This window comes from Allobosea sp. MMO-172 (assembly GCF_037147855.1).
GTDB lineage: Bacteria > Pseudomonadota > Alphaproteobacteria > Rhizobiales > Beijerinckiaceae > Allobosea.
This window is the reverse complement of record NZ_JBBCUM010000008.1, coordinates 61,131-87,146: the sequence shown is the minus strand read 5'-3', so window position 1 is coordinate 87,146 and position 26,016 is coordinate 61,131. Positions and strand designations below refer to the sequence as shown.

The following is a 26,016-nucleotide window of genomic DNA, read 5'->3' as shown; positions in this document are numbered from 1 at the left end:
AGGTTGCTGGCTATCAAGCCGCATTCTTGTCGGCGTAAGCCTGAACCACGCGAGCCAGCTTGCCGGCGGGCGCGTTCGTGAGCTGCGCGAGCTTCGTAGCCGGGGCCTGGATGAGGCCGATGAGTTTGGCGCGCATTTCGTCGAGCGAGGGCATCGTGGCCAGAGCCTTGACACCATCGGGGTTCAGGGCGGTCGTGCCCATCGCGCCGCCCAGGATGACGAGCTTGTCGTTTTCCTTGGCGAAAGCGGTGGCGACCTTCGGCGCCGCGACCGGATCGTTTGAATAAGCGATCAGGGTGGGACCCGTCAGCAGCTTGCTGATGGACGCGACGTCGGTGCCTTCAAGAGCGATCTTGGCCAAGCGGTTCTTTGCGACCTTAACAGTGGCGCCATTCGCCTTCATCTCGCGACGAAGCTTCTGGAACTGGGCCACGGTCAAACCCGCATAGTGGGCCACGACGACGACCGACGTGCTCGAAAACACATCGTTCAGCGACGCGACGGCATCTTTCTTTGCCGCTTTATCCACTGGGCTCTCTCCGGTAGGCGACAAGCCTTGAGGGCTGGCCGCCGGTTGCAAATGCCGCTTCCCGAAACCCCGGTTGACACCGGCGTCCCGCAAAGCGACGCTTGGTGCCCTGTCCCCGCTCCCGACCCTTGAGGGCCACGACCGGGCGAGATGGTTCGAACCGTCTTTTCCGGATCTTGCGATCCGGGACTAAGCTCTTGCACCGTCTATGCAGGCCTCTTGGCGAAATTATGCTCCCGGACGAACCGGGAAGGCACCTGCAGTCTCAGACAGGACTGGATGATTCCATGCCTTGGAAATCGCTTTCCCTGGCTCAAATCACCCATTCTTCAGCGGAAAACCGCCGAAAAACGCGAAACAGACCCCTTCGTGCCAGGCACGCTGGAGCCCCTTCACTTATGGAAACAGGCGTGCGTATAGCGCCTTCGCCTGTTCCTGCCAAGTAGGCTCTTGACTTCACAAAATCAAGAGCGGGTGGGCGGCCAGTCAGCCAGCCGCCCTTCCCTGAGCCTGATCAGCCGCCGATGACGGTGTTCGGCTCGATCTTGACGCCCGGGCCCATCGTCGACGACAGGGCGACGCGCTGGATATAGGTGCCCTTGGCGCCGGCGGGCTTCGCCTTGGCGACGGAGTCGACGAACGCCTTGATGTTCTCCGAGAGCTTCTCGGCCGAGAACGAGGCCTTGCCGACGGCGGCGTGGACGATACCGGCCTTCTCGACGCGGAACTCGACCGAACCGCCCTTCGAGGCGGCGACGGCGGCGGTCACGTCCATGGTGACGGTGCCGACGCGCGGGTTCGGCATCAGGCCGCGCGGGCCGAGCACCTTACCGAGACGGCCGACGAGACCCATCATGTCCGGGGTCGCGATGCAGCGATCGAAGTTGATCTCGCCCTTCTGAACGGTCTCGACCAGCTCCTCAGCGCCGACGATGTCGGCACCCGCAGCCTTGGCCTCGTCGGCCTTGGCGCCGCGGGCGAAGACGGCGACGCGCAGCGTGCGGCCCGAGCCGTTCGGCAGGTTGCAGACGCCGCGGACCATCTGGTCGGCGTGACGGGGATCGACGCCGAGATTCATCGCGATCTCGACAGTCTCGTCGAACTTGGCGTTGGCGCGTTCCTTGATGAACGTGACAGCCTGGTCGAGCGAGTACAGCTTGGTGCGGTCAATGCCTTCACGGCCCTTGACGACGCGCTTTCCGACATGTGCCATTGGTCAGCCTCCCTCAGCCCACGACTTCCAGGCCCATCGAGCGGGCCGAGCCACGGATCATGGCCGAAGCCGATTCGACGGTGTCACAGTTCAGATCGGCCATCTTCTTCTCGGCGATCTCGGCGATCTGCGCAGTGGTGACCTTGCCGACATTGCCGCCCTTGCCCGGGGTCTTCGAGCCCGAGGTCAGGCCGGCGGCCTTCTTCAGCCAGTACGAGACCGGCGGCTGCTTCATCTCGAAGGTAAAGGAACGATCGGCATACGCGGTGATGATCACCGGGATCGGCATGCCCTTTTCCATCTGCTGGGTCTTCGCGTTGAAGGCCTTGCAGAATTCCATGATGTTGAGGCCGCGCTGACCCAGCGCCGGACCGATCGGCGGCGACGGATTGGCCGCGCCCGCCGGAACCTGAAGCTTCACGTAGCCCGTGATCTTCTTCGCCATGATGGCTGCTCCTGCCGTCCGCCCCGATGCCTATTCGGAACGACGACGACCCCGCCTGCCGATGCTCTTCATCGGGGCCGGGGTGGTTGCAGTGCGTGGTGCGGCGCCTTGAGTCCGGCTGGCGACCGGCACGCCTCCCACGCGGTTGAGGCGCGCCCTATGACATAAGGGAGCGCCGAAGGGAAGCCGAAATCGATGCCTTCAGAGCAGAGCGTCGTTGCGGCCGAGGAACTCCAGGCGTTTGTTCCAGCGATAATAGCCGGCATCGCCGATGCCGAGACGGTTCTGCAACCGCGCCTCGCTGTCCGCGTAAGAAAGCGTCCGGAACGTATGATACCAAATCCGGAGATGGCCGGTTTCATGTTGAATCCGGATCAGTTCGTTATGGCAGCGCGCCGACACGTAGCTCGACAGGCGATTGTAGAGCACCTTCGCCTTGCCGACATAGAACGGCGTGAATTCGCTCTCGAGGCTCCCCGCCCGGCGCCGGATGAAGCCGAGTTCATAGACGCCCGACGACTGCAGTTCGGGGCGCCGCAGCCTCACTTCCGAAAGCAGATAGCAATCCGACCAACGGGCCATGGCACCCCCCCGTGATGCCATCAGCATGCCGGGACGCAAGGCCCGGCGCAATCGTCAGTCCGCAGCGCGCGTGGTCAGAGCTTCTCGACCTGGCTATATTCGAGCTCGACCGGCGTGGCGCGGCCGAAGATCGAGACCGCGACCTTGAGGCGGGCGCGAGCATGGTCGACATCCTCGACGACGCCGTTGAACGAGGCGAAGGGGCCGTCCGCGACCTTGACCTGCTCGCCGACCTCGAAAACGATCGTCGGCTTCGGCCGCTCGATGCCCTCGGCCACCTGGCCCTTGATGCGCATCGCCTCGTGCTCGGGGATCGGCATGGGCTTGGCCTTGTCGGCGCCCAGGAAGCCGGTGACCTTCGGCGTGTTCTTGATGAGGTGATAGACCTCGTCGGTCATCTCGCACTTCACCAGGACGTAGCCCGGGAAGAACTTGCGCTCGGTGTCGACCTTGCGGCCGCGGCGAACCTCGACGACCTTCTCGGTCGGCACCAGAACTTCGTCGAACTTGTCGGCGAGGTTACGCTGCGCGGCCTGGTCGCGGATCGACTGGGCGACCTTGTTCTCGAAGTTCGAATAAGCGTGGACGATATACCAGCGGGTGCTCACGTTCGTAATTCCGTTCAACGGGCGCCGAGGACGAGGCCGAGCACCCAGCGGATGACGGTATCGGTGAAGAGGAAGAACAGGCTGGACAGGACCACCATCGCGAGCACGAGGCCCGTGGTGATCAGCGTCTCGCGGCGGGACGGCCAGGTGACCTTGGTCGCCTCGGAGCGCACGTCCTGCAGGAACTGGAAGGGATTGGATTTCGCCATGAACCACCTCGGGTTCCGAACCGTTCCGCGATCCCGTGCGGTGCCGATTCGGCCGTCCTGAAACATTCGCGGCGCGGAACCCGGGAAGGGTTGCGCGCCGTCATTGCAAGCCTCTTACATCGCTTGGAGCCTTTAGCCAAGACCCTTTCGGGCCAAGCCTCCTCTCAGGTCCGACTCGCCGCTATCAGCAGGAAGAACGGTCGCTCGCGCTCTTTCGCCCAGCCCGGCTCGGCCGTGACCTGCTCCGGGCTCGGCGCCCATTCCACCAGCCTGTCGAGCCGGAAGCCGGCGCCCAGCAGCAGGTCGAGATAGGTTCCGATGGTGCGATGGCGCTTGACCACGCCCTCTGCCAGCCAGTTGCTCACCCGCCTGCCCTCGTCGTGGTAGCCGTTGACCGGCCAGGTCGCGCGGCCATCGGCATCGGCGAGCCATTCCTGCCGAACCGGCGCGGTCATGATCGGATGCTCGACCGAACAAACGAGGCTGCCGTCCGGCTTCAGCGCCGCATGCACCCGCCCGAACAGCCCGGCGAGATCCTCGATGTAATGGAAGGCGAGCGAGCTGTAGGCGACATCGAACGCTCCCGCCGGCGCTGCATAGGTTTCGAGATCGGCGCGCTCGTAGGCGACGCGGGAATCGGCCGTCTCTCGCCGCGCCCGCTCCAGCATCTTCTCGGAGACATCGACGCCGAGCACGCTCGTGGCCCCCTCGCCCACCGCGAAACGGCAGAACCAGCCGAAGCCGCAACCGAGATCGAGCACGTGCTTGCCGGCAAGCTCCGGCAGCATGCCACGCAGCACCGGCCATTCCGGAGCGCCGTCCAGACCATGGACCGAACGCGGCAGCCGGCTGTAGCCCGCGAAGAAGGTCTCGTCGTCGTAGATGTTCTGGGTCATGGATGCCTCGCCAACCTGCTTGGGCATCCGGGCTTGAAGTCGCCAGCGGGACGACTGGCAGGGGCAGCAGGGCTCGAACCCGCGACCTGCGGTTTTGGAGACCGCCGCTCTACCAACTGAGCTATACCCCTGCAGGTGGGCGTCATGTGCCCCAAGGCGCGATGCATTTCAAGTCGAAATCGCTGGTCATCCTCATTTGCTGTAGGGGCCGAGCTCCCGGGCATAACGCTCGACCAGCTTGAGCCCGAATTCGGTCGGCCTCAATGCCGGGCCGCGATCATGGATCGGGATGCCCGCACGCGCCCCGAAGATGCGTTTTCCGTAGCAAAGCAGCGTCTCGATCGACTGCATGATGAAGGTGATGGCCGGCAGAACCTCGCGATAGGCGGCATCCGCCCCCGCTTCGTCACCGGCCTTGTAGCGGGCATAGGCACGCAGCGCGTAGTCGATCGTGTCCGGTGCCAGGATCATGCCGGCGCAGCCGGCGCGGAAATTGTCGATCAGTTCGAGCCCACCACGCCCGTTGAGAATCGGCAGGTGGCCTTCGGTGACCGCGATCAGGCGCTCGATCTCGACGACCGAGCCCTCGCCCTTGATCAGGCTGATATTCGGATAGCGCCGCGTCAGCTCGCGGATATCCTCCGCCGAAAGGCCGCGGCCCATATAGGCCGGCGCGTTCTGGATCGCGACCGGAAGCGTCGTCGTCTCGGCGATGCGCCCGAAGAAGCTGATATATTCGGCCGCCCCGAAGCTGCCAACCATCGGCGGCTGGAGAATCACCCAGTCGGCGCCGTTCTTCTCGGCGACCTTCACCAGCGCGGCCTGCTCCGCCACGGAAGAGCCGAAGATCGTGAAGGCGAGCGGCTTCTTGCCCGCCACATCCTCCGCCATCCATTCCATCACGGTGCAGCGTTCGGTGAAGCTCAGCTTCGAGACCTCGGTCGCGAGCCCCAGCGCCGCCATGCCCTGCACGTCGAGATCGAGGCTGATCTGCGTCTGCTTGCGCATCGCGGCGCGATCGAGCCGCTCATGCGCGTCGAACAGCGCGAAGACGATCGAATGGATGCCCGGAAACGGCGGCGCGAAACCCATGAGACGAACCTCCCTTGGGCCGCGCTGCGGGTCGTCCGCGCATGGCGCGGATCGGGTGACGGCCCCTCTCCCGTTTCTAGAGAGACGCAATCCCGCCGACCAGAGCGCCCGGCTGGCGGGCGCTCTGCGCCATCTGCAGGATCAGGGAATGTCCAGCCAGCGCCCTTCCCGCGCCGAGGCTTGGATCGTCTCGACCAGCATCTGGATGCGCTCTCCCGCCCGGAAATCGAACGGCTCGGGCGCCAGGCCCGCGATCGCGTCCATGAAGCGCGCCACCTCGATCGCCTTCAGGTCGTTGAAGCCGAGCTGATGGCCCGGCGCCACGCAGAACAGCCCATAGGGCTCGTGCTCCGGCGCGGCCTCGATCCGGCGGAAGCCACGCCGCCCGGCTGCATCGGCCGTGCTGTAGACATGCAGTTCGTTGAGACGCTCCTGCGTGAAGAGCAGCGCACCCTTGGTGCCGTAGACTTCGAAATCATGCTGCATCTTGCGGCCGGTCGCGATCCAGCTCGCCTCGATGCTGCCGCTCGCGCCATTGGCGAAGCGCAGGAAGGCGCGGCTGGCGTCATCGACCATGACCGCGCGCTGCCCGCCCCGACCGTCCGGCCGGCTGGCGATGGCGGTGACGCAATCGCCCATGACCTTTACGATCGGGCCAAGCAGGAACTCGGCCGTCGCCAGGGCATGGCTGCCGATATCGGCGAGCGCCCCACCGCCGGCCGGCTCGTGCCGGAAGCCGAAGGGCGTCGCGGCATCGGCCATGTAATCCTCGGCATGGATGCCGCGATAGCTTCTGATCTCGCCGATCTCGCCGGCCCGGATCATCTCCCGCGCCAGCGAGAGCATCGGATTGCAGAGATAGTTGAAGCCGACCTGCGTCTTGATCGTCGCAGCCGCCGCCGCATCGGCCATCTCGCGCGCCTCCGCGGCCGTCGGCGCCAATGGCTTCTCGCAATAGACATGCTTGCCGGTAGCGATGGCCGCGAGCGCCATCTCGCGATGGAAGGCGTTCGGCGCGGTGATATCGATCAGATCGATCTCGGGATCGGCGACGAGGCTGCGCCAGTCTCCGCTGGAGCGGGCGAAGCCGAGCGTCCGCGCAGCCGCCGCCGCGAGCGCCTCGTCCCGGTCGGCGACCGTATGCAATTCAAGCTCGAAAGGCAGGTCGAAGACCCGCTGCGCCGCGGCGAAGCCGAAGACATGGGCCTTGCCCATGAAGCCCGTGCCGATCAGGCCGATCCTCAGCCTTGGCTTTCCCGTCGTCATCGGCGTCTCCCGGCGGTCGCTCTCGAAACGGCGACATTGCCGAACTGATAGCCGGCTGCTCGTCGGTGCACCATGGCACGAACATGCACAGCTGTGCACAGATTATTGAACAAGCCGCTCCGACGCGCTCGTCAACCAGCCGCGAACGCTGCGGGCAAAGAAAAAGGGCGGTGTCGCCACCGCCCTTTCCCAAATCAGTCTGCGTGCAGTCGATCAGGCAATGATCGAAGCAACAACACCTGCTCCAACCGTGCGACCGCCTTCGCGGATGGCGAAGCGCAGCTTCTCTTCCATCGCGATCGGGGCGATCAGCGTCACCTCCATCGAGATGTTGTCGCCCGGCATCACCATCTCCGTGCCTTCCGGCAGCGAGACCACGCCGGTCACGTCCGTCGTGCGGAAGTAGAACTGCGGGCGGTAGTTGGTGAAGAACGGCGTGTGACGGCCACCCTCTTCCTTCGTCAGAATGTAGGCCTCGGCCTTGAACTTCGTGTGCGGCTTCACCGAGCCCGGCTTGCACAGCACCTGGCCGCGCTCGACGTCCTCACGCTTCGTGCCGCGCAGCAGCGCGCCGATGTTGTCGCCGGCCTGGCCCTGGTCCAGCAGCTTGCGGAACATCTCGACGCCCGTGACGGTCGTCTTCACCGTGTCCTTCAGGCCGACGATCTCGATTTCCTCGCCGACCTTGACGATGCCGCGCTCGACGCGGCCGGTCACAACCGTGCCACGGCCCGAGATCGAGAACACGTCTTCGACCGGCATCAGGAACGGCTGGTCGATCGGACGCTCCGGCTGCGGGATGTACTCGTCCACCGTCTTCATCAGCGCGACGACCGCGTCATGGCCGATCGCCTTGTCGCCGTTGTCCAGCGCGACCTTGGCCGAGCCCTTGGTGATCGGGATGTCGTCGCCGGGGAAGTCGTACTTCGAGAGGAGCTCGCGGATCTCCATCTCGACGAGCTCGAGCAGCTCGGCGTCGTCGACCAGGTCGACCTTGTTCATGAACACCACCAGCGCGGGAACGCCGACCTGGCGCGCCAGCAGGATGTGCTCGCGGGTCTGCGGCATCGGGCCGTCGGCAGCCGACACAACCAGGATCGCGCCGTCCATCTGCGCCGCGCCCGTGATCATGTTCTTCACGTAGTCGGCGTGGCCGGGGCAGTCGACGTGGGCATAGTGGCGGTTCGCCGTCTCGTACTCGACGTGAGCGGTCGAGATCGTGATGCCGCGCGCCTTCTCTTCCGGGGCCTTGTCGATCTGGTCATACGCCGTGAACGAAGCGCCGCCCGTCTCGGCCAGAACCTTCGTGATCGCAGCCGTCAAAGACGTCTTGCCATGGTCAACGTGACCAATCGTTCCAATGTTGCAGTGCGGCTTGTTCCGCGAAAACTTCTCTTTGGCCATGACACCCTTGTCCTCGAAGGCGGCCCTTCGGGCCCAGAAACGCGGTCGCATTAGGGGTTTTTGCGCGGCGATGCAAGATTGGTCATGGAAGGCCGTTAAGGCGTGGTCTCCCGAGCTTCGAGAACGCTGCAGATCGGAAGAAGAGCGATGTCCAGAAACACCCGCCCGACACGGCATCAATTGGCGGCGCTCGCCATGGCGGGAGCGCTGCTGGCCGGCGAGGCGGCGCAGGCCTGCACGCGTTTCGTCTATTTCGGAGCCGAGGGGCGCGTCATCACCGCGCGCTCGATGGACTGGAAAAGCGACGTCGCGACCAATCTCTGGATCATGCCGCGCGGCGTCGAGCGATCAGGCGAAGCTGGGCCGAATTCGATCCGCTGGACGGCGAAATACGGCAGCGTCATCGCCTCGGGCTATGACATCTCGACCACGGACGGCGTCAACGAGGCCGGGCTATCGGCCAATGTGCTCTGGCTCGTGGAATCGCAGTACCCGACATTCGAGGCGGGCTCGAAGCCGGGCCTGACCATTGCCGCCTGGGCGCAATACGCGCTCGACAATTTCGGCACGGTGGCCGAGGCGGTGGAAGCCCTGCGCCAGGAGCCGTTCACGATCGTCACCGACGCCGTCCCCGGAGAGACCCGCCTGGCGACGCTGCATCTCTCGCTATCGGACGCCACCGGCGACAGCGCGATCGTCGAGTATATCGGCGGCAAACAGGTCATCCATCACGGTCGCCAGTATCAGGTGATGACCAACTCGCCGGTCTTCGACCAGCAGCTCGCCCTCGACGCATACTGGAAGCAGATCGGCGGCACGGTGGTGCTGCCTGGCACCAACCGGGCCGCGGACCGCTTCGCCCGCGCCTCCTTCTACGCCAACGCGATCCCGAAATTCGACGATCCGAACCGGGCCGTCGCCAGCGTCTTCAGCGTGATCCGCAATGTCTCGGTGCCGTTCGGGCTGAACACGCCCGAGGAGCCCAACATCTCCTCGACGCGCTGGCGCACCGTCGTCGACCACGCCCGCAAGCTCTATTTCTTCGAATCGGCGCTGACGCCGAACACCTTCTGGGTCGATCTCAAGAAGATCGACTTCGCGACGGCGGCCGGCACGCGCAAGCTCGACCTCGGCCGCGACCAGGACCATGTCTATGCCGGCGACGCCACGGAGAAGTTCGTGGCGGCGAAGCCCTTCGCCTTCCTCGGCCTCAAGCCATAAGGCCGACGGCGCGACGCCTTACTGGAACACCCGCCGATAGCGCTTCACCGTCTCCGGATCGCCCGAGACCTTCTCGGGATTGTCGGAGAGCTTCACCGCCGGGCGGCCGTTGGCCTTGGTGACCTTGCAGACCAGCGAGATCGGATCGAGCGCGCGCGAGCCGTCCGGCGAGCAGCCGACGAGATCGTTGGTGAGGTCCGTGCCCCAGCCGAAGGCCATGCGGACCTTGCCGTCGAAATGGTGGTAGACGCGCTCGATCGCGTCGACATCGAGCCCGTCCGAGAAGACCAGCATCTTGTCGCGCGGATCGCGCCCATGCTCGCGCCACCACGCCATGATCGTCTCGCCGGCCGGGATCGGCGGCGCGCTGTCGGGGCGGAAACCGGTCCAGTCGGCTACCCAGTCCGGCGCATGGCGCAGGAAGCTCTGCGAGCCGAAGGCGTCGGGCAGCGCGATCAGCAGGTTGCCGCCATAGACCTGGCGCCATTCGTCGAGCACGCGATAGGGCGCGCGCAGCAGCTCCTCGTCCGAATCGGCGAGCGCCGCCAGCACCATCGGCAGCTCATGGGCATTGGTACCGATAGCTTCCAGATCGGCATCCATCGCCAGCAGCACGTTCGAGGTGCCGGTGAAGGCCGAGCCCAGCCCTTCCTTGAGCGCCTCGACGCACCAGCGCTGCCAGAGATGGCCATGGCGCCGGCGCGTGCCGAAATCGGAGAGCTTGAGGTTCGGCAGCTTCTGCAGACGCTCGACCTTGTCCCACATCTTGGCCTTGGCGCGGGCATAGAGCACGTCGAGCGAGAAGCGCTTCTGGCCGAGCATGACCCGGCGCGCCCTGAGCTCGTTGACGATCGCCAGAGCCGGCACCTCCCACATCGTGCTGTGGGTCCAGGGCCCCTCGAAATGCAGTTCATACTGCCCGTCGACCTTGCGCAGATCGTAATCCGGCAACTGGAAATCGGCGAGCCAGGCCATGAACTCCGGCGAGAACATCTGCGTCTTGCCGTAGAAGCTGTTGCCGGCGAGCCAGATCAGTTCGTTCTTGGTGAAGCGCAATGAGCGGGCATGGTCGAGCTGCGCCCTGAGCTCGCCCTCGTCGACGATATCGGCGAGCCGGATATGCTTCGAGCGGTTGATCAGCGAGAAGGTGACCTGCACGTCCGGATGGAAGGCCCGGATCATCTGCAGCATCAGGAGCTTGTAGAAATCCGTGTCGAGCAGGCTGCGGATGATCGGGTCGAGCCGCCAACCGTGGTTGTAGGTCCGCGTCGCGATGTCGGTGAAGATCATATCGAAGTCCGGGCCGGCTCACGGCTTAGGCGGTGGAACGGCGCGGGCGCCGGGCGAAGGAAGGTCCATCAGAACAGCGCCTTGAGCGCGGGCGCAAGCGCAGGCCACGCAGCCATGCCCAGCGACAGCACCATGAGAGCCGCCAGCAGCACGCCGAGCAGCGGCAGCACCGCCCGGAAAACCGCTCCGGCAGGCACCCGCATGATGCCGCTGACGACATAGACGAGGATGCCGAGCGGCGGCGTCAGCCCATGGATCATCAGGTTGACGACGAGGACCACGCCGAACTGGATCGGATCGAGCCCGGCAGCGACCGCGACCGGCAACAGCAGCGGCGCGAGCAGCAGGATCGCCGCGCCGATATCGAGGAAGAGCCCGGCCACCAGCAGCACGAGATTGGCGAGCAGCATCACCGCATAGGGCCCGGCGCCGAAGGCGGTGACGAGCCCGGCCATCTGCTCGGAGACACGATCGACCGCGAGCAGGAAAGCGAAAGGCGCGGAAGCGCCGATCAGCAAGCCGATCGCCGCAGCCTCCGTGGCCGATTTGCGTAAGGCTGCCAGCACGCCGCGCCCGTTCAGGCTGCGCAGCGCGAGGCAGGCGATGACGGCATAGGCGACGGCAAGCGCGGAAGCCTCCGTCACCGTCACGACGCCGAAGCGGATGCCGACGACCACAACGATGCCGAGCCCGATCGCCGGAATGGCGCCGATCAGCGCCCTGCCCCGCTCGGCCATGCTCGCCTTCGGCGCGGCATCGACAACGCCGCGCGCGCTGAGATGGATGCCGATCGCCAAGGCCAGCGCCAGCACCCCGCCGGCAACGAAGCCGCCGACCAGCAGCGAGCCGACCGAGAGATTGGTCGCGCTCGCCAGGATGAGGAAGGCGATCGAGGGCGGGATGATGTTGTCGAGCATCGAGACGCCCGCGACGATCGCCGCCGCATTCGCCGGCGGATACCCCCGCGCCACCAAGGTCGGCGCCATCACCTTGGCCCCGAAGGCGGCATTGGCCACGGAGGAGCCGGAGGCGCCCGAGAACAGCACGCTCGCGACCAGCGCCGTCTGCGCGAGCCCTGCCCGCCAATGCCCGACCAGCGTCGCGGCGAAGCGGATCAGGCGCTCGGCCAACCCGCCCGCCGTCAGCAATTCGCCCGCCAGCAGGAAGAAGGGAATGGCCAGCAACAGGAACTTGCCGATGCCGCCGACCAGGGTCTGCACGATAGCCGGCTCCGGCATCAGCCCGCCGAACGGCCCCGTCAGCGAGACACCTGCGAGCAGAGCGAAGGGCAAGGGCGCGCCGAGCAGAAGCCCCGCCCCGGCGACGAGCGCGGCGACCAGGCTCGGCGTCGGAAACAGATCGAAGGAAAGCTGCGCGAGCCCATAAAAGCCGCAGCCGAGCACGAGCGCTGCGACCGCGCGGGCCCAGCCGCGCTCGATCCCACCCCGCAGGAACAGCATCAGAATCGTCAGCCCGCCACCACAGGCGAAGACGGCGAAGCGCAGAGCTTCCGGCAGGCCGAGCACGGTGGACTGCCCGCCGACGAACGCGGCGACATTCGCTCCACCAGCCGCCAGCACCAGTGCGCCATGAAAGGCGATCGCGTCCGCAAGGACGGCGGCAATCCGTCGTGGCATGGCCGGCAGCAAGCGGACCAGAACATCGAGCCGCATCGCCAGCGTGCCGGTGACGGCAAGCGGCGCACCGACGGCGATCAGCGCCAGATGCAGCCAGATCGCGAGCTCGTCCGACCAGACGAAGCCGCCGCCGAACAGATCGCGCTGCAGGACGGCCGCCATCACGACGAGGAACAGCACCGCCAGGATCGCCGCACCGGCATATTCCAGCACAGTGCGAAGAACGGCCTCCGCCCGCTCCGGGAACCGCTTCGCGCGCTCTCGATCCACCGACTGGCTCATCCTGCCGTCATGCCCTTGCCCGGGTGCCCTGTTCCGGCCTCGCGCGGCGCGCGTCAAGCCGCCCGAATTGACATCCTCGCCGAATTGACCACAGGAGCAGGCTTGCCGCGTCGTCCCGGCCGGGATTGGATGGCGCCGTCGCCCAGCCTTTTTCCAGCCTTCCAGAAGATGCGCATGGCCTCCGAAACGACCTCGCCTTTAGCCGGCTTCGGCACCGCCCCCGCCACCCCCTACGACCTCGCCGTCATCGGCGGCGGCATCAACGGCGCGGGCATCGCCCGCGATGCCGCCGGGCGCGGAGCCTCCGTCGTGCTGTTCGAGAAGGACGATCTCGCCAGCGCCACCTCCTCGCGCTCGACCAAGCTGATCCATGGCGGCCTGCGCTATCTCGAGCATTACAAGTTCCGGCTGGTGCGCGAGGCCCTGATGGAGCGCGAGCGGCTCTGGGCCATCGCGCCGCATATCATCCGCCCGCTGCGCTTCGTGCTGCCGCATCACAAGGGTCTGCGCCCGGCCTGGCTGCTTCGGCTCGGCCTGTTCCTCTACGACCATATCGGCGGCCGCAAGCTGCTGCCGGCGACGCGCACGCTCGACCTCGCCCATGACGCAGTCGGCAAGCCGCTCAAGGACGACCGGGCCAAGGCCTTCGAGTATTCCGATTGCTGGGTCGAGGATGCCCGCCTCGTCGTACTGAACGCGATGGATGCCGCCGTGCGCGGCGCCGCGATCCACACCCGCACCCGCGTCACCGCCGCCCATCGCGAGAACGGCCTCTGGCAGCTGGACACGGACGGCCCGGAAGGCCGGCAGACGATCTGGGCGCGCACGCTCGTCAATGCCGCCGGCCCCTGGGTCGGCGATGTCCTGAACGGCGTCATCCACACCAATGCCAAGGCCGGCGTCCGCATGGTCCAGGGCAGCCATATCGTCGTGCCCCGGCTCTACGAGCACGACCGCTGCTACATCTTCCAGAATGCCGACGGGCGCATCATCTTCGCCATCCCCTACGAGCAGGATTTCACGCTGATCGGCACGACCGACCGCGACTATCACGGCGACCCCGCCGAGGTCGTCGCGACGCCGGACGAGATCGCCTATCTCTGCGCCGCCTCGAGCGAATATTTCCGCCAGCCCGTGACGCCGGAATCGGTGGTCTGGACCTATTCCGGCGTGCGCCCGCTCTATGACGACGGCGCCTCGAAGGCGCAGGAAGCGACGCGCGACTATGTGCTGACGCTCGATGCGCCCGAAGGCGAAGCGCCGCTGCTCTCCGTCTTCGGCGGCAAGATCACGACCTATCGCCGCCTCGCCGAGGCCGCGATCGCGAAACTGGCGCCGCTTGCGCCCTGGGCCGCCCGCGCCGAATGGACGGTTGCCGGCGCCCTGCCCGGCGGCGATTTCCCGGTCGGCGGTTTCGACAAGCTGGTTGGCGAGGTCGCCGCAGCCTATCCTTGGCTCGAACGCCGCAGCGCGACGCGGCTTGCCCGCGCCTATGGCACCCGCGCCCGCGATATCCTCGGCGACGCGAAGAGCCTCGCCGATCTCGGCCGGCATTTCGGCGCGGATCTCTATGAGCGCGAAATCCGCTACCTCATGAAGGCGGAGTGGGCGCGCCGGGCACAGGACGTGCTCTGGCGCCGCAGCAAGCTGGGGCTGCGATTGTCGAAGGCCGAGAGCGAAGCGCTCGACGATTTCATGCGGCAGGCAGCCTGACTGTCATGCTCGGAGCGTAACCGAGCAACGAGCCAGGAGCTGGCGAAAACCGGCATTTCCGTCATGGTCGGGCTTGTCCCGACCATCCACGCCTTCGCCCCGGCGGGTGCCGTTCGAGACGTGGGTGCTCGCCACAAGGGCGAGCATGACGGCGTGGTTCTGGTCAAGCTCACGCCACCTGATAGGCGAACTGGCCCTCCGCGACCGAGACCTTCGCCTCGGTCAGCGGCTTCTTGTCCAGTTGCAGGTTGAGGATGGCGCGCGAGAGAGCCGGCAGCATCGAGTTGGTGATGATGTTGTCGATCATGCGCCCGCCCGAATCCGGGTCGTTGCACTGGCCGACGATGTGCTCGACCACCGCATCGTCATAGACGAAGGCCGCCTTGTGGTTCTCGCTGAGCCGCTTGCCGATGCGCCCGAGCTGGAGCCGCACGATTCCCGCCAGCATGTCCGAGGACAGCGGATAATAGGGAATGGTCACGAGCCGCCCGATCAGCGCCGGCGGGAAGACTTTCAGCAGCGCCGGCCGCAGGCTTACCGCCATCGCCTCGGGATCGGGCTTGGCCGCGCCGTTCGCCGCCATGCTCATGATCTCGTCGGTGCCGACATTCGAGGTCAGGATGATCAGCGTGTTCTTGAAGTCGATGCGCCGGCCGGTGCCGTCCTCCATCTGGCCCTTGTCGAAGACCTGGAAGAACAGCTCATGGACGTCGGGATGCGCCTTCTCGACCTCGTCGAGCAGCACCACCGAATAGGGCTTGCGCCGGACCGCTTCCGTGAGGCGCCCGCCCTCGCCATAGCCGACATATCCGGGAGGCGCGCCCTTCAGCGTCGAGACGGTATGCGCCTCCTGGAACTCGCTCATATTGATGGTGATGACGTTCTGCTCGCCGCCATAGAGCGATTCCGCCAGCGCCAATGCCGTCTCGGTCTTGCCGACGCCGGAGGGGCCGCAGAGCATGAAGACGCCGATCGGCTTGTTGGGATTGTCGAGCCTAGCGCGATTGGTCTCGATGCGCTTGGCGATCATCCCGATGCCGTGGCCTTGCCCGACGACGCGTTTGTTCAGCGTCTCCGCGAGGTTGAGCACCGTCTCGATCTCGTCCTTGACCATCCGGCCAACCGGGATGCCGGTCCAGTCCGAGACGACAGAGGCGACCGATTGCTCGTCGACATGGGCGTAGATCATCCGGTTGGCCGGATCGATTTCGCTGAGTGCCGCGAACTTGGCGTTGAGCGCGATGCGCGATTCCTCGGGATCGGCGGCGGCCTCAAGCACAGGAGCCTCCGCTTCGGCCGGCGCAGCCTCTGCGCCCACTTCCGGCTTGGCATTCTCGGCCTTCGCCTCCCCGCCGGGCGCCTTCTCACCGAGCTTGGTGCGCAGCGCCTTGATCTCCTCGACGATGGCGAGCTCGCCCGCCCAGGCGCCTTCGAGGCCAGAGAGTTTCTCCTGCCGCTCGGCGATCTCGGCCTCGATCTCACTGAGCCGCTTTGTGGCATCGGTGCCGAGATCGGCATCCGCCGTCAGCGCTGCCTTTTCCTGCTCCAGCGACGAAATGGCGACACGCGCATCCTCGATCGCGGCCGGCGTCGCGCTCTGGCTGATGGCGACGCGGGCGCAGGCGGTGTCGAGCAGGCTCACCGCCTTGTCGGGAAGCTGGCGGGCCGGGATATAGCGATGCGACAGCGAGACCGCCGCGACGATGGCAGCATCCGAGATACGCACCTTGTGGTGCTTCTCCATCGGCCCGATCAGCCCGCGCAGCATGGTGCAGCAGCGCGCCACATCCGGTTCGTCGACCTGCACCGGCTGGAAGCGCCGGGTCAGCGCCGGGTCCTTCTCGAAATACTGGCGGTATTCCGACCATGTCGTCGCCGCGATGGTGCGCAAAGTGCCGCGCGCCAGAGCGGGCTTCAGGAGGTTGGCGGCGTCGCCCGTGCCGGCCTGCCCGCCGGCGCCGATCAGCGTATGCGCCTCGTCGATGAACAGGATCACCGGCGTCGGCGAGGACTGTACCTCGTCGATCACCGAGCGCAGGCGCTGCTCGAATTCGCCCTTCATCGAGGCGCCGGCCTGCATCAGGCCGATATCGAGCGCGCAGACGCGCACGCCCCTGAGCGGCGGCGGCACGTCGCCGGAAGCGATGCGCTGGGCGAAGCCCTCGGCGATAGCTGTCTTGCCGACGCCGGCCTCGCCGGTGAGGATCGGGTTGTTCTGGCGCCGGCGCATCAGCACGTCGATGACCTGCCGAATCTCGTCGTCGCGGCCGAGGATCGGGTCCATCGTGCCGGAACGGGCCTTGACGGTGAGGTCCTGCGAGAAGCGGTCGAGCGCCGTCGTGCCCTTCGCGCCCTCGGCAGCTTCAGCACCCGGCGTGCCCGCCGCGCGCAGGCCCGAGCCGTCCATCGGGCGGAGGTTTTCCTCTTCCGAACTTTCCCAGATCTTGCCGTAGCCTGCGGCCAGTTCCTCGACCGGGATCTTGGAAAATTCCTTGGAGAGCCCCGTCAACACGCGGCGGAGTTCCGTCGACTTCATCGCCGCGACCAAGAGATGGCCGGTCCTGATCTGCATCTCCCCGAAGAACAGGGTCGCGTAGTGCCAGCCACGGTCGAGGATATCGACGATATGGTTGGCGATGCCGGGCATCTCCGTCTCGTTGCGGCGGAAGCCTTCGACAACGCCGCCGAGCTCCATCAGCATCTTGGCGCGGTCGAGCTTGTAATGATCCGCGGTCAGGGTCAGGTCGTTCGAGGTGCCCTGCAGGACCTGCAGCAGCCAATGCGCCAGCTCGACATTGCGGTTGCCCGCCCCTTTCGCCTGCCTGAGCGCCTGCAGGAAGGTGTCGTAGCCGACCCGGTTGAGCTTGCCTGTGACGGCTTCGAGGCTGATATCGGCCATGGTCGTCCCCTTCAGTGTCCGGTGGCGGCAGTGCGGCTTCGTTTCAGGCGCAGGCTTTCGGCGGGATGGAAGCGGGCGTCGCGGCGCAAGGCGCCCTCCTCGACGTTCCAGTTCGGCGCCATCCAGCTCGTCCAGCCGAGATGGCCGGACTGGCCGAGCCGGACCGGCTTGACCTCGCCGACCGGCAAGGCGAGCTCGACATCCCATTCGAACTGCTCGCCGAGGTGGAAGAACACCGCATCCGCCAGCGGCTCGCAGCGGTCGCCATTCGGCAGGAAGCGCTCGAACTGTTCGAGATCGCGGGCGACGATCTTCACGCGAAACTTGTCCTCGACGCTGTAGACGCTGCCGCCCAGCAGCGCGTCGCCGCCGAGCGTGCAATGCGCGCCGCCGAGCCGCGTCCGGTCGGCTGGGTCGAAGACCAGCCACATGCCGGTGAACTGCTCGATCTCGATATCGGCCTTGAACAGCCCGGCAAGGAAGCGCCGCAGGCGCGAGGCCGATTTCGCCTGCGCGCCGATCAAGCCGGCATGGGCGAGCTTCTCGGCATCGGGAACGGAGTCGCGGTTGAGATAGGGCTTGGAGCCCACCCCGATCATGCTGCCGATATAGGCGGCGAAGCGGTCTAGATCAGGCCGGTCACGCTGCGCGACCGGCCGCGAATCCGCCCAGGCCCGGTAGAACAGTTGCAGGAAGCGGTGGTTGAAGATGTCGAGGAAGCGCGGGAAGGCGTCGTCGCGCGCCAGCGTCCAGTGATAGCTCTCCTCGGTCGTCGCCAGCGGCAGCGGCCCTTGCGGCCCGAGCAGGCCGAGGAACTTGACGAAGAGCCGCAGCCGCCCCTGCCCGTCGCGATCCGCTTCCGCGAGGCTCGATGCCGGGAAGTCGAGATAGGGCTGCTCGCCCAGCGCGACATATTCATCGCGCCGCGAGACGACATCGCCCACCCTTGGGCGATCCGGGAAGCTGCGCTCCAGCCGGCGCATCACCGCGTAGAAATCGAAGCGCCAGGGCTCGGCCTCGAGCTGCGCCTGATAGTTCGGCGCCTTTTCCAGCGGGGTGGCGGCGTCCTCGCTCACAGGATGCGCCTCGCACCGGCACGCGGCGGAAAGCGCATGACTTCGCCGCGCTCGACGGTCCGGATCACCGTCTGGGTGAAATGGTTCATCGCGGCATATTCGGCAAAGAAGCGATCGAGCACCGCGCCGAGCAGGAAGACGCCGGAGCCCTCGAAAGCCTTCTCGTCGAGCAGGACGGTGATTTCGAGCCCGCGCGCCGCGCCGGTCCCCGCCCGCTGCGGGAAGCGGCGCACGACGGCGCGGCTGTCGACGCTCTTGATGCCGCGGATGCGCCGCTCGGTGGCGCTGTCGGCGAGATCGGCGAAGAGCGAGAGCAGTTCGCGCAGCGCCTCGCCATTCTCGCCCGCACCGCGCTGGACGAGGCCGAGATGGTTGAGGCTGATCAGGTTGACCAGCCGCCAGGTCACGACGCCGGTGCTCGCGGTCTCCGAGCGCAGCTTGAGCTGGGACACCACCGGCTCGCGCGGCGGCGTCGGCCCGGCCAGGCAGGCGATGTCGAGCGAGACATTGTCGATCAGGCGGAAATCGGCGCCGCCCTGCCCCGTCGGCAGATGCTCGGTCAGATGCCGGTTGGAGCAGAGCGCGCGGACACTGAGTTCGGCGACGGAGGCCGTGTCGGAAACGCCGGCCGGCTCGACCAGCGAGATGAACATCTCCGTGCCCGTGTAGTCGGAAACCCGGCCCTGTCGGCGCTCGGCCGAAGAACGGCGGCGCGGCAGGCGACGCTGGGTATAATGCAGCCCCTGCGTCGGCGAGGCTCCCTCCGGCGAGGAATAGAGCGGATGGACCGGCTGCTTCTCGCGTCCGCCGACATAATGCGCGTGGACCGAGAGGATGCTGTGCGGCTCGTAGTCGAGCGCGCGGCTGCGGTCCGGCACGACATGGAATTCGTGCTGGTTCGTCCTGACCGGGATGCGGTCCGCCGTCTTCTCGAACAGATTGATCGCCGGCGACGCGTAAAGCGCGAACATCTCCTTGCGCACAGCGCCGGGCAAGCGCGTGTTGACCTCGTCGAACACGAAGATGATGTCGACCGCCTTGGCCTTGAGCGTCGGCATGATGCCGGCAAGCCCTTCCAGCCGGAAGCCGAGGAACTTGCGCGGGAACCAGAACAGCTCCCGCAACAGATCGAAGCCGCGGAAGACGCGCGTATCGGCCGGCAGCAGCGCCTCGTCCTCGTCGAAGCCGATCTGCTCGATCCGGCAGCCGTCGCCCGGCGTCACCACGGGATCGCCGAACTCGTCGAGATGGCGGAAATGGATGCCGATGCAGTTCGAGAAGAGCTGCTCGTAGAGCGCGACCGCGTCGCCCTCGCTGCCGAGCAGATGGAACGGCAGTTCGCGGGTCCGGCAGCCCGCGAACCAGCTCGCCGGGTTCTTCAGCGCCTGCGCGGCCGAGGGCTCCTGCTCGCGATCGGCCATCATCCGATGCGTCAGCGAAATGCGCAGGCCCGACAGCGCCCGCGCACCGGTGCGCAGGCCCAGCGCCTGCAACGGGCCCGGCGCCGGGATATATTCGGCAGCGGTGATCTCGAAGGGCCAGAGCGTGACATCGCCGCCGAGGCGATAGCGGCAGGCCACCCGGCGCTCGCGCTCCAGATAGGTCGCGTCGATATAGGAACCGCGCGGAATCCGCATGCCCTCGCGCAGGGCCGGATCGGAATAGGTCGGCATCACCCCGGCCAGCAGCGCCGAGGGCGTCGGCGCCAGGTAGTTCGGCAGCAACTGCTCGATCAGGTTGTTGGTGAACTCGGGGAATTCGTGCCGGAGCTTGAGCTGGACGCGGGCGGCGAGAAAGGCCGCGCCCTCCAGCAGGCCGCCGACCATCGGGTCCATGCGCTCGCCCGCGAGCCCGCCGAGCCTCTCGGCAATGCCCGGATACTCCTCCGCGAACTCCTTGCTGTGCTCCATGAAGAGCCGGAGTTCCTGGTTGTAGAGGTCGAGAAACTCCTGGTTCATCGCGTCACCGCCCCTTGATCGCGATCTTGCCGGTATCGAGTTCGAGATCGGCGACGAATTGGACGGGAATATTGAGCGGTTCGCAATTCAGATCGGCGCGAACGAGGAAGCGGATCTTCAGCTCGGCCGGATCGAGGCCGTCGTCGCGCTCGACGGCGACCGATTTGCGGATCAGGCGCGGCTCGTAGCCGACCAGCACATTGGCGAGGTCCTCTCGGATCGCATCGACGCGATGCTCGTCGATCGACAGCCGCGTCATGTCGGGAAAGCCGTGGTTGAGGACCGAGCGGCGCACATGCTCCAGCCCGGAGAGATCGACGCAGGAGCCGAGATTGATGGTGTTGACGAGGGCGTCGAGATCGACGGCGATCTCGCGGCGCAGCTTCTGCTCCGTAATGGCCGCCCTGGGCGCGGCGCGGCGCGGCGCGATCACACGCTCACCGCCCTCGTCCCGCAGGTCGAGCGCGGTCCTCGCATCCTTTTCCAGATGCGCCTCCCGGAAAGCGAACATCAGGGGCGGCCGCAGCCGCTTCTTCGAGACGGGATCGACCATGGGCTGAGACACCGGCAGCAAGGCAAGGCGCCGGCCCCGGCAGGATGCCGGGGCCGGCGCGCTTCAGATCACTTGGCCTTGGCCTTGATGTCCCAGGTCATGGTGATCGGCGCATCGAGCGAGCCATCCTGCTTCTGCGGCTTGTACTCGTATTTGATCTTGGCGTAGTTCAGCGAGAACTGATCGGTCGGGATGCTCGACCCGCCGGCGGCGTCGCCGGACTGGTAGCTCGACACCAGCAGGTCCTCCAGCGTGACCACATAGTAGTCCTGCTGCGTCTCGCCCTGCTTGCGCACGAAGAGCACCGCCTTCTTGATGTGCTTGCCGCTGGCGCAGGACAGGGCCAGGTTGGCCGAGGCCTTGCCGACCGAGGCCGTGAAATGGATGTCCTGGAAGCTCGCCTTGCCGGCGCCGCCGCCCGTATTGGACGCATGCGAGCCCGCATTGCTGATGCCCCAGGAGAAGGAATCGACCTCGATCGTATCCTTGTGGACCTTGTCCTTGCTTTCGCCCTTGATGCCTTCGATCTCGAGCAGGAAGTCGCTAGCCATTGTTACCTCCAGGGTAGGAATTGCCTTGGGCGCGCGGATGCGGGCCCGCTGTGGACGCACTTCTCCTGTCGCGCCGGCCTCGACCGGCCGGCACGCCGAAGATCCTCGTTGTCGCCGTCACCCGTTCAGGTGACGGTCACTGCTTGGGAGCTGGCAGTCGCGAGACCAGGCTCAGGCCGATATCCATGCCTTCGAGCTGGAAGTGCGGCCGCAGATAGAACTTGGCTGAGTAGTAGCCAGGGTTCTCCTCGTCCTCGAAGACGTCGATGCGCGCATCGGAGAGCGGGCGTCGCGCCTTCGTCTCTTCGCTGGAATTGACCGGATCGCCGTCGACATAGTCGGTGATCCACTCCTGCAGCCAGCGGCGCAGAGGCTCCTTTTCCTTGTAGGAGCCGATCTTGTCGCGAACCATGCACTTCAGGTAGTGCGCGAAGCGCGAGACCGCGAACATGTAGGGCAGCCGCGACGACAGATTGTCCGATGCGGTGGCCGCCACGCCGTCCGGCCCCGAGAAGGCCTTGGGCTTGTAGAGCGACTGGGCGCCGATGAAGGCGGCCTTGTCGGTGTTCTTGCGATGGATCAGCGGGATCAGGCCGGATTTCGCCAGTTCCGCCTCGCGCCGGTCGCTGATCGCGATCTCGGTCGGGCATTTCAGGTCGACGCCGCCATCATCCGTCGGGAATGTATGCGTCGGCAGATTGAGCACCTCACCGCCCGACTGGACGCCGCGGATGCGCGTGCACCAGCCATATTCCTTGAAGGCGCGGTTGATATTGACCGCCATCGCATAGGCCGCGTTCATCCAGGCGTATTTCTCGCCCTTGTGCCCGTCGGTATCCTCCTCGAAGGCGAATTCCTCGACCGGCTCGGACTTGGCGCCATAGGGCACCCGCGACAGCACCCGCGGCAGGCACAGGCCGACATAGCGGGAATCGGCCGCGTCGCGCAGGCCCTTCCAGGCCGCATAGTCCGGCGTGTCGAAGACCTTGCCGAGATCGCGCGGGTTCGACAGTTCCGTCCAGGCATCCATGCCCATCAGGGTCGGGTCGGCGCCAGCGAAGAAGGGGGCATGCGCCGCCGCCGCAACCTTCGACAGGTCCCGCAGGAGCTGGACGTCGGTCGGGACATGGCTGAAATGATAGTCGCCGACGAGGCAGCCGAAGGGCTGGCCGCCGAGCTGGCCGAATTCCTGCTCGTAGACCTGCTTGAACAGCGGGCTCTGGTCCCAGCGCGCGCCGGGGAACGTCTTGAGATTGCGGTAGAGCTCGTTCTTCGAAACGTTCATCACCTTGATCTTCAACTGCGCATCCGTCTCCGAATTGAAGACGAGGTAGTTGAGACCGCGCCAGGCGCTTTCGATCTTCTGGTATTCGGGTGCGTGCAGCACCTCGTTCATCTGCTCGGTCAGCTTCGCATCGAGCCTTGCGATCATCTCCTCGATCGTGTCGATGACGTCGCCCTTGATCAGGGTCTGGTCCGCCAGCGCCTGGTTGACCAGGGTCGCGACCGCGTTCTCGACCTCTGTCGCCGCGCGTTCCGTCTTGGGCTTGAAACTCTGCTTCAGGATCGCCGAGAAATCGTCGATCTCGCGCGTCTCGACTGCTGCCCCGCCGGGCTGTTGGGTCTGTGCTTCCGCTGCCATTGCCGCCTCGCTCGCTTAACCGCCTGCAGGCCCTGCCCCGCCTCGTCGGGCGGGATCGCTTCGGATCGTCCGGAGCACTGCTCCCGCGAAAGCCGGTGACCGGTTTCGCGCGGGGCGCTCCGGGGCCGGGCCCGCGCCCTGCCTCAGTTCGCCGTCTTGTCTTCGGAAGGCTCGCCCTTGCCGAGCCTGTCCTTCAGCGCCGCCATCAGCTGCGGATCAGCCAGGAGCGCCTTGATCTGGTCGCTGGCAGCCATCTTGCCGTCCATGTAGCGCAGCAGGTTGGCGAGCTGCTCGCGCGCCTCCAGCAGCTTCGCCGTCGCCGGGATCTGGCGGGCGATGGCGGCCGGATTGAAATCCTCGAACTTGGAGAACTTCAGCGCCACCGAGAGCTTCTCGTTGCTGTCGTCACCCAGCTTGTTGGGCACGTTGAAGGACACGGCCGGCTCGATCGCGGCCATGCGCTGATCGAAATTGTCCATGTCGAAGTCGAGGAACTTGCGCTGCGAGATGTCGGGCTTGTCGATCGCCGAGGCATTGCCCGAGAGATCGGCCATCACGCCCATGACAAAGGGCAGCTCGATCTTCTGCTCGGCATTGTACGGATCCTCATAGGTGATGTGGACCCGAGGCGGCCTGTTGCGGCGGATGAACTTCTGTCCAGAATCTCCGGCCATGTGACGTGCCCCTCTGCATTCGTGCCACGCCGACGTAACGTGACATCCTATCCGGTTTCACCCGTCATCGATATAGTCTCGCGACCGTGACGGAAGGTTCATGGCGATGACGAAAAACTTCCCTAGCTGTCGGCCTCCGGCAACGGCACGACATCTGGCAGGATGTTGCCGAGAAGCGACATGAAATCATGCTGCGCCAGCGCACAGGCCTTGTCCATGAGGAGCGGCGTCGGGTGCGAGGGCTCGACCTGGCGATAGAAGGCGGCGACCGCCCTCATCGCGCTGACAGCATCCGCGCGGCTGCCGATCACAATCGCGGACGACGCGGTATCGGGGGCCGGAGCGGCCTCGGCCGCCTCGACGGCAACCTCCTCCTCGCTCCCCTCTTCGGAAGCTTCGGCATCCCCGTCGTAGCCATCCTCGGCCTCGTCCGAACTGTCGCCGTAGCTCTCGTCCGCATCGCTCTCGGCTTCGTAACCGTCGGGCGCGGGCAGTCGTTCGAGCGGCAGACGGAACCGGCGCTGGTCGCCGATCTCGAAGACCGCCTTGTCCACCTGGTCGGGGAACATGATCTGGATGACCTCGATCAACGACTTTCCGATCAGCTGCTGCGCCTGCCCGATCAGCAGGACGGCCGGGCTCGAAGGCTCGGTTTTGCGAAAGTAGCCGAGGCAGGCAGAGAGCGTATCCTTCACATGGAGGATGCTCGAAAGGCTGCCGGGACTGAAGGTTGCCGCGTTTGCTGCCGACCCCTGCGGACCGGTCGCCGCCGGCTCCGGCCCCGCCGCCTGATGGCCCGGGACGCGCCGCGCGACCGCCGCATCGAGGAAGGCGGCGATCTGGTCCAGCAGCGCCGCCAGGCGCGGAAAGCCGAGGGGATGATCGACACCGGCCTTCTCCAGCCAGGTCGAGCGCAGGCGCGCGAGCGCGTCGCGCGCCGCGCCGACATGGCCGAGGACCGCGACCAGATCGTCGGCATCGACCTCTCCCAGCGCCGCCTGGATCGCCCCGGCATCGGGATGCTGCTCGCCATCGACCAGCTTGGTCTCGCCGCTCGCCACGAGCTGGCTGCGGAACATGAACGGCCCGATCCGGCGGCTGACGAAAAGCGGCGCGTGCTGCAGCGGCAGCACCACCGTCGCCAGTTCGTCGAGCCCCTGCAGCGCGACCTCGCGCATCACGAAATCGCCGTCCATCGCGCGCGGATGCGCCTCCTCCCAATACAGGCCGAGGAGATCGGCCATGGCTGAGAGGCTGGCAGCGAAGCCCGGCACGTCGCGGTTGAGGATCGTCAGCTTCGCCGCGAGCACGAAGAGCCGGAGATCGCGCGAACGCTCCAGCAGCTTGCCGAGATCGGCGAAGGCGGCCGGAAACTCGATGCTGGTCCGGTCGAAGGCGACCTGCCGGCCATCGTCGTCGCGGCGGAAATACGAGGCCGGCAGCGCGACCTCGAGCCGCGCCGTGGCATTCATGAAATCGAGATCGTCTTCGAGATCCGGCCCGCAGGGCTCGTCAGCCGAGATCGGCTTCGTCAGTTCGGCGAAATTCAGGCCCGCCATCGCTCTCCCCGCTCACAGGAGCGGCGGCCCGGCCACGGCCGGGTTCGCCGCGGCCGCATCTCGTCTTGCCTCACTCGGTGCGCAGGCGGGTCTCGACCCGGCGATTGTCACCGGAGAGCGGATCGGCCGCGATCGGCTTGCTCTGCCCATAACCCTTGGCAACCAGTTTGGAAGCGTTGACGCCATGCCCGCCGAGATAGCGCACCACGGCCTGGGCCCGACGCTGCGACAGGTTGAGGTTGTAGTTGGCGTTGCCGGCAGCGTCGGTGTGCCCCTCGACCATGAAGGTCTGCTTCGCGAGCTGCGGGGTCTTCAGCGCCTTGGCGAACTCGTCGAGATTGAGCTTGGCCTCGGGCTCCAGCTCGTCGGAATTGTATTTGAACTTCACGACGAGATCGAAGGCGCTGACCGGCTTGGCCGGCTCGACCACCTGGCCGGCCCTGGCGCATTCGGCCTCGGTGCCGACGCAGAGCCCGCGCGTCACGGCGGGTTTCGGCGCCGGCGCCGCCCCGAAATGCTTGACGATGTCGTCGGCCTTGTAGGTCTGCGCCCCCGCACCGTTGGCCGTGAAGAGAACCAAGGCGCCGGTCAGAGCGACAAAGGCAGTGAAGCCGGGCTGCTTGCGCATGGGAACACTCCCGCTGGGTTTCGCCGTCTGGCAGTTGATGACTTAGGGATGGAAGGATGAACCCAGAAATCACCTACGTCAAGATAAAA

The 26,016-nt window shown here is 66.2% G+C and carries 23 protein-coding genes and 1 tRNA gene; 2 read left to right on the top strand and 22 right to left on the bottom strand.

Going from position 1 to position 26,016, the window contains the following annotated elements:
• Window positions 1-13: 13 nt before the first annotated feature.
• The 11 genes from rplJ to tuf all read right to left on the bottom strand — a co-directional run bounded on the left by rplJ (window position 14) and on the right by tuf (window position 8,244).
• Window positions 14-529 carry a 50S ribosomal protein L10 gene (gene rplJ, locus WFK61_RS13735; RefSeq protein ID WP_336812511.1) on the bottom strand — a complete coding sequence of 172 codons (516 nt, stop codon included), beginning with the start codon at window positions 527-529 and terminating at the stop codon, window positions 14-16.
• Window positions 530-1,043: 514 nt separating this feature from the next.
• Window positions 1,044-1,742 (bottom strand): 50S ribosomal protein L1, encoded by a 699-nt coding sequence (gene rplA, locus WFK61_RS13730; RefSeq protein WP_047577919.1) that lies wholly within the window; start codon window positions 1,740-1,742, stop codon window positions 1,044-1,046.
• A 13-nt stretch (window positions 1,743-1,755) separates the two neighbouring features.
• The gene (gene rplK / locus WFK61_RS13725; protein WP_038358273.1) at window positions 1,756-2,187 is read right to left on the bottom strand and encodes a 50S ribosomal protein L11; all 432 of its coding nucleotides are present in this window, start codon (window positions 2,185-2,187) and stop codon (window positions 1,756-1,758) included.
• A 201-nt stretch (window positions 2,188-2,388) separates the two neighbouring features.
• Window positions 2,389-2,769: a hypothetical protein gene (locus WFK61_RS13720; protein WP_336812507.1), complete on the bottom strand. Its 381-nt coding sequence runs from the start codon at window positions 2,767-2,769 to the stop codon at window positions 2,389-2,391.
• A gap of 74 nt (window positions 2,770-2,843) precedes the next feature.
• Window positions 2,844-3,377: a transcription termination/antitermination protein NusG gene (gene nusG, locus WFK61_RS13715; protein ID WP_047577926.1), complete on the bottom strand. Its 534-nt coding sequence runs from the start codon at window positions 3,375-3,377 to the stop codon at window positions 2,844-2,846.
• A 14-nt stretch (window positions 3,378-3,391) separates the two neighbouring features.
• The gene (secE, locus tag WFK61_RS13710; RefSeq protein ID WP_061966725.1) at window positions 3,392-3,586 is read right to left on the bottom strand and encodes a preprotein translocase subunit SecE; all 195 of its coding nucleotides are present in this window, start codon (window positions 3,584-3,586) and stop codon (window positions 3,392-3,394) included.
• A gap of 164 nt (window positions 3,587-3,750) precedes the next feature.
• The gene (locus WFK61_RS13705) at window positions 3,751-4,482 is read right to left on the bottom strand and encodes a class I SAM-dependent methyltransferase (protein ID WP_336812505.1); all 732 of its coding nucleotides are present in this window, start codon (window positions 4,480-4,482) and stop codon (window positions 3,751-3,753) included.
• Window positions 4,483-4,537: 55 nt separating this feature from the next.
• Window positions 4,538-4,613: transfer RNA gene (locus tag WFK61_RS13700), tRNA-Trp, on the bottom strand.
• 61 nt (window positions 4,614-4,674) lie between these two features.
• A complete protein-coding gene (locus tag WFK61_RS13695) occupies window positions 4,675-5,574 on the bottom strand; it encodes a dihydrodipicolinate synthase family protein (RefSeq protein ID WP_336812504.1) in 900 nt (299 codons plus the stop codon).
• A gap of 141 nt (window positions 5,575-5,715) precedes the next feature.
• Complete coding sequence (locus tag WFK61_RS13690; protein WP_336812502.1) at window positions 5,716-6,840, bottom strand: Gfo/Idh/MocA family protein; 1,125 nt, start codon at window positions 6,838-6,840, stop codon at window positions 5,716-5,718.
• A gap of 213 nt (window positions 6,841-7,053) precedes the next feature.
• Complete coding sequence (gene tuf, locus WFK61_RS13685) at window positions 7,054-8,244, bottom strand: elongation factor Tu (RefSeq protein WP_336812524.1); 1,191 nt, start codon at window positions 8,242-8,244, stop codon at window positions 7,054-7,056.
• Window positions 8,245-8,439: 195 nt separating this feature from the next.
• On the opposite strand from tuf, the gene WFK61_RS13680 reads away from it, so the two are divergent.
• Window positions 8,440-9,465 carry a linear amide C-N hydrolase gene (locus tag WFK61_RS13680; protein WP_336812775.1) on the top strand — a complete coding sequence of 342 codons (1,026 nt, stop codon included), beginning with the start codon at window positions 8,440-8,442 and terminating at the stop codon, window positions 9,463-9,465.
• A gap of 18 nt (window positions 9,466-9,483) precedes the next feature.
• Here the strand turns inward: WFK61_RS13680 and pncB are convergent, their stop codons facing one another.
• A complete protein-coding gene (pncB, locus tag WFK61_RS13675) occupies window positions 9,484-10,755 on the bottom strand; it encodes a nicotinate phosphoribosyltransferase (protein WP_336812500.1) in 1,272 nt (423 codons plus the stop codon).
• Between the two features lie 68 nt (window positions 10,756-10,823).
• Entirely contained in the window at window positions 10,824-12,674 is a 1,851-nt protein-coding gene (locus WFK61_RS13670; RefSeq protein WP_336812498.1) for a TRAP transporter large permease, read from the bottom strand.
• A gap of 174 nt (window positions 12,675-12,848) precedes the next feature.
• Between WFK61_RS13670 and glpD the strand changes: the two genes are divergently transcribed.
• Window positions 12,849-14,387 (top strand): glycerol-3-phosphate dehydrogenase, encoded by a 1,539-nt coding sequence (gene glpD / locus WFK61_RS13665; RefSeq protein WP_336812496.1) that lies wholly within the window; start codon window positions 12,849-12,851, stop codon window positions 14,385-14,387.
• Between the two features lie 169 nt (window positions 14,388-14,556).
• Here glpD and tssH read toward each other — a convergent pair whose 3' ends face one another.
• The 9 genes from tssH to WFK61_RS13620 form a co-directional block, all read right to left on the bottom strand.
• Window positions 14,557-17,286 carry a type VI secretion system ATPase TssH gene (gene tssH / locus WFK61_RS13660; protein ID WP_336812494.1) on the bottom strand — a complete coding sequence of 910 codons (2,730 nt, stop codon included), beginning with the start codon at window positions 17,284-17,286 and terminating at the stop codon, window positions 14,557-14,559.
• An 11-nt stretch (window positions 17,287-17,297) separates the two neighbouring features.
• On the bottom strand, window positions 17,298-18,362 hold the full coding sequence (gene tssG, locus WFK61_RS13655) for a type VI secretion system baseplate subunit TssG (RefSeq protein ID WP_442896300.1): 1,065 nt from the start codon (window positions 18,360-18,362) through the stop codon (window positions 17,298-17,300).
• Entirely contained in the window at window positions 18,359-20,320 is a 1,962-nt protein-coding gene (gene tssF, locus WFK61_RS13650; RefSeq protein WP_336812492.1) for a type VI secretion system baseplate subunit TssF, read from the bottom strand. The genes tssG and tssF overlap by 4 nt, the downstream gene beginning before the upstream one ends.
• Before the next feature lie 4 nt (window positions 20,321-20,324).
• A complete protein-coding gene (locus tag WFK61_RS13645) occupies window positions 20,325-20,873 on the bottom strand; it encodes a type VI secretion system baseplate subunit TssE (protein WP_336812490.1) in 549 nt (182 codons plus the stop codon).
• A gap of 68 nt (window positions 20,874-20,941) precedes the next feature.
• Entirely contained in the window at window positions 20,942-21,424 is a 483-nt protein-coding gene (locus tag WFK61_RS13640) for an Hcp family type VI secretion system effector (RefSeq protein ID WP_336812488.1), read from the bottom strand.
• Between the two features lie 136 nt (window positions 21,425-21,560).
• Entirely contained in the window at window positions 21,561-23,066 is a 1,506-nt protein-coding gene (tssC, locus tag WFK61_RS13635) for a type VI secretion system contractile sheath large subunit (protein ID WP_336812486.1), read from the bottom strand.
• A gap of 143 nt (window positions 23,067-23,209) precedes the next feature.
• The gene (gene tssB / locus WFK61_RS13630) at window positions 23,210-23,740 is read right to left on the bottom strand and encodes a type VI secretion system contractile sheath small subunit (RefSeq protein WP_265059869.1); all 531 of its coding nucleotides are present in this window, start codon (window positions 23,738-23,740) and stop codon (window positions 23,210-23,212) included.
• A 122-nt stretch (window positions 23,741-23,862) separates the two neighbouring features.
• On the bottom strand, window positions 23,863-25,299 hold the full coding sequence (locus WFK61_RS13625) for a type VI secretion system protein TssA (RefSeq protein ID WP_336812483.1): 1,437 nt from the start codon (window positions 25,297-25,299) through the stop codon (window positions 23,863-23,865).
• 70 nt (window positions 25,300-25,369) lie between these two features.
• Window positions 25,370-25,927, bottom strand: a complete 558-nt coding sequence (locus WFK61_RS13620) for an OmpA family protein (protein ID WP_336812481.1) — start codon at window positions 25,925-25,927, stop codon at window positions 25,370-25,372.
• Between the last annotated feature and the right edge of the window lie 89 nt (window positions 25,928-26,016).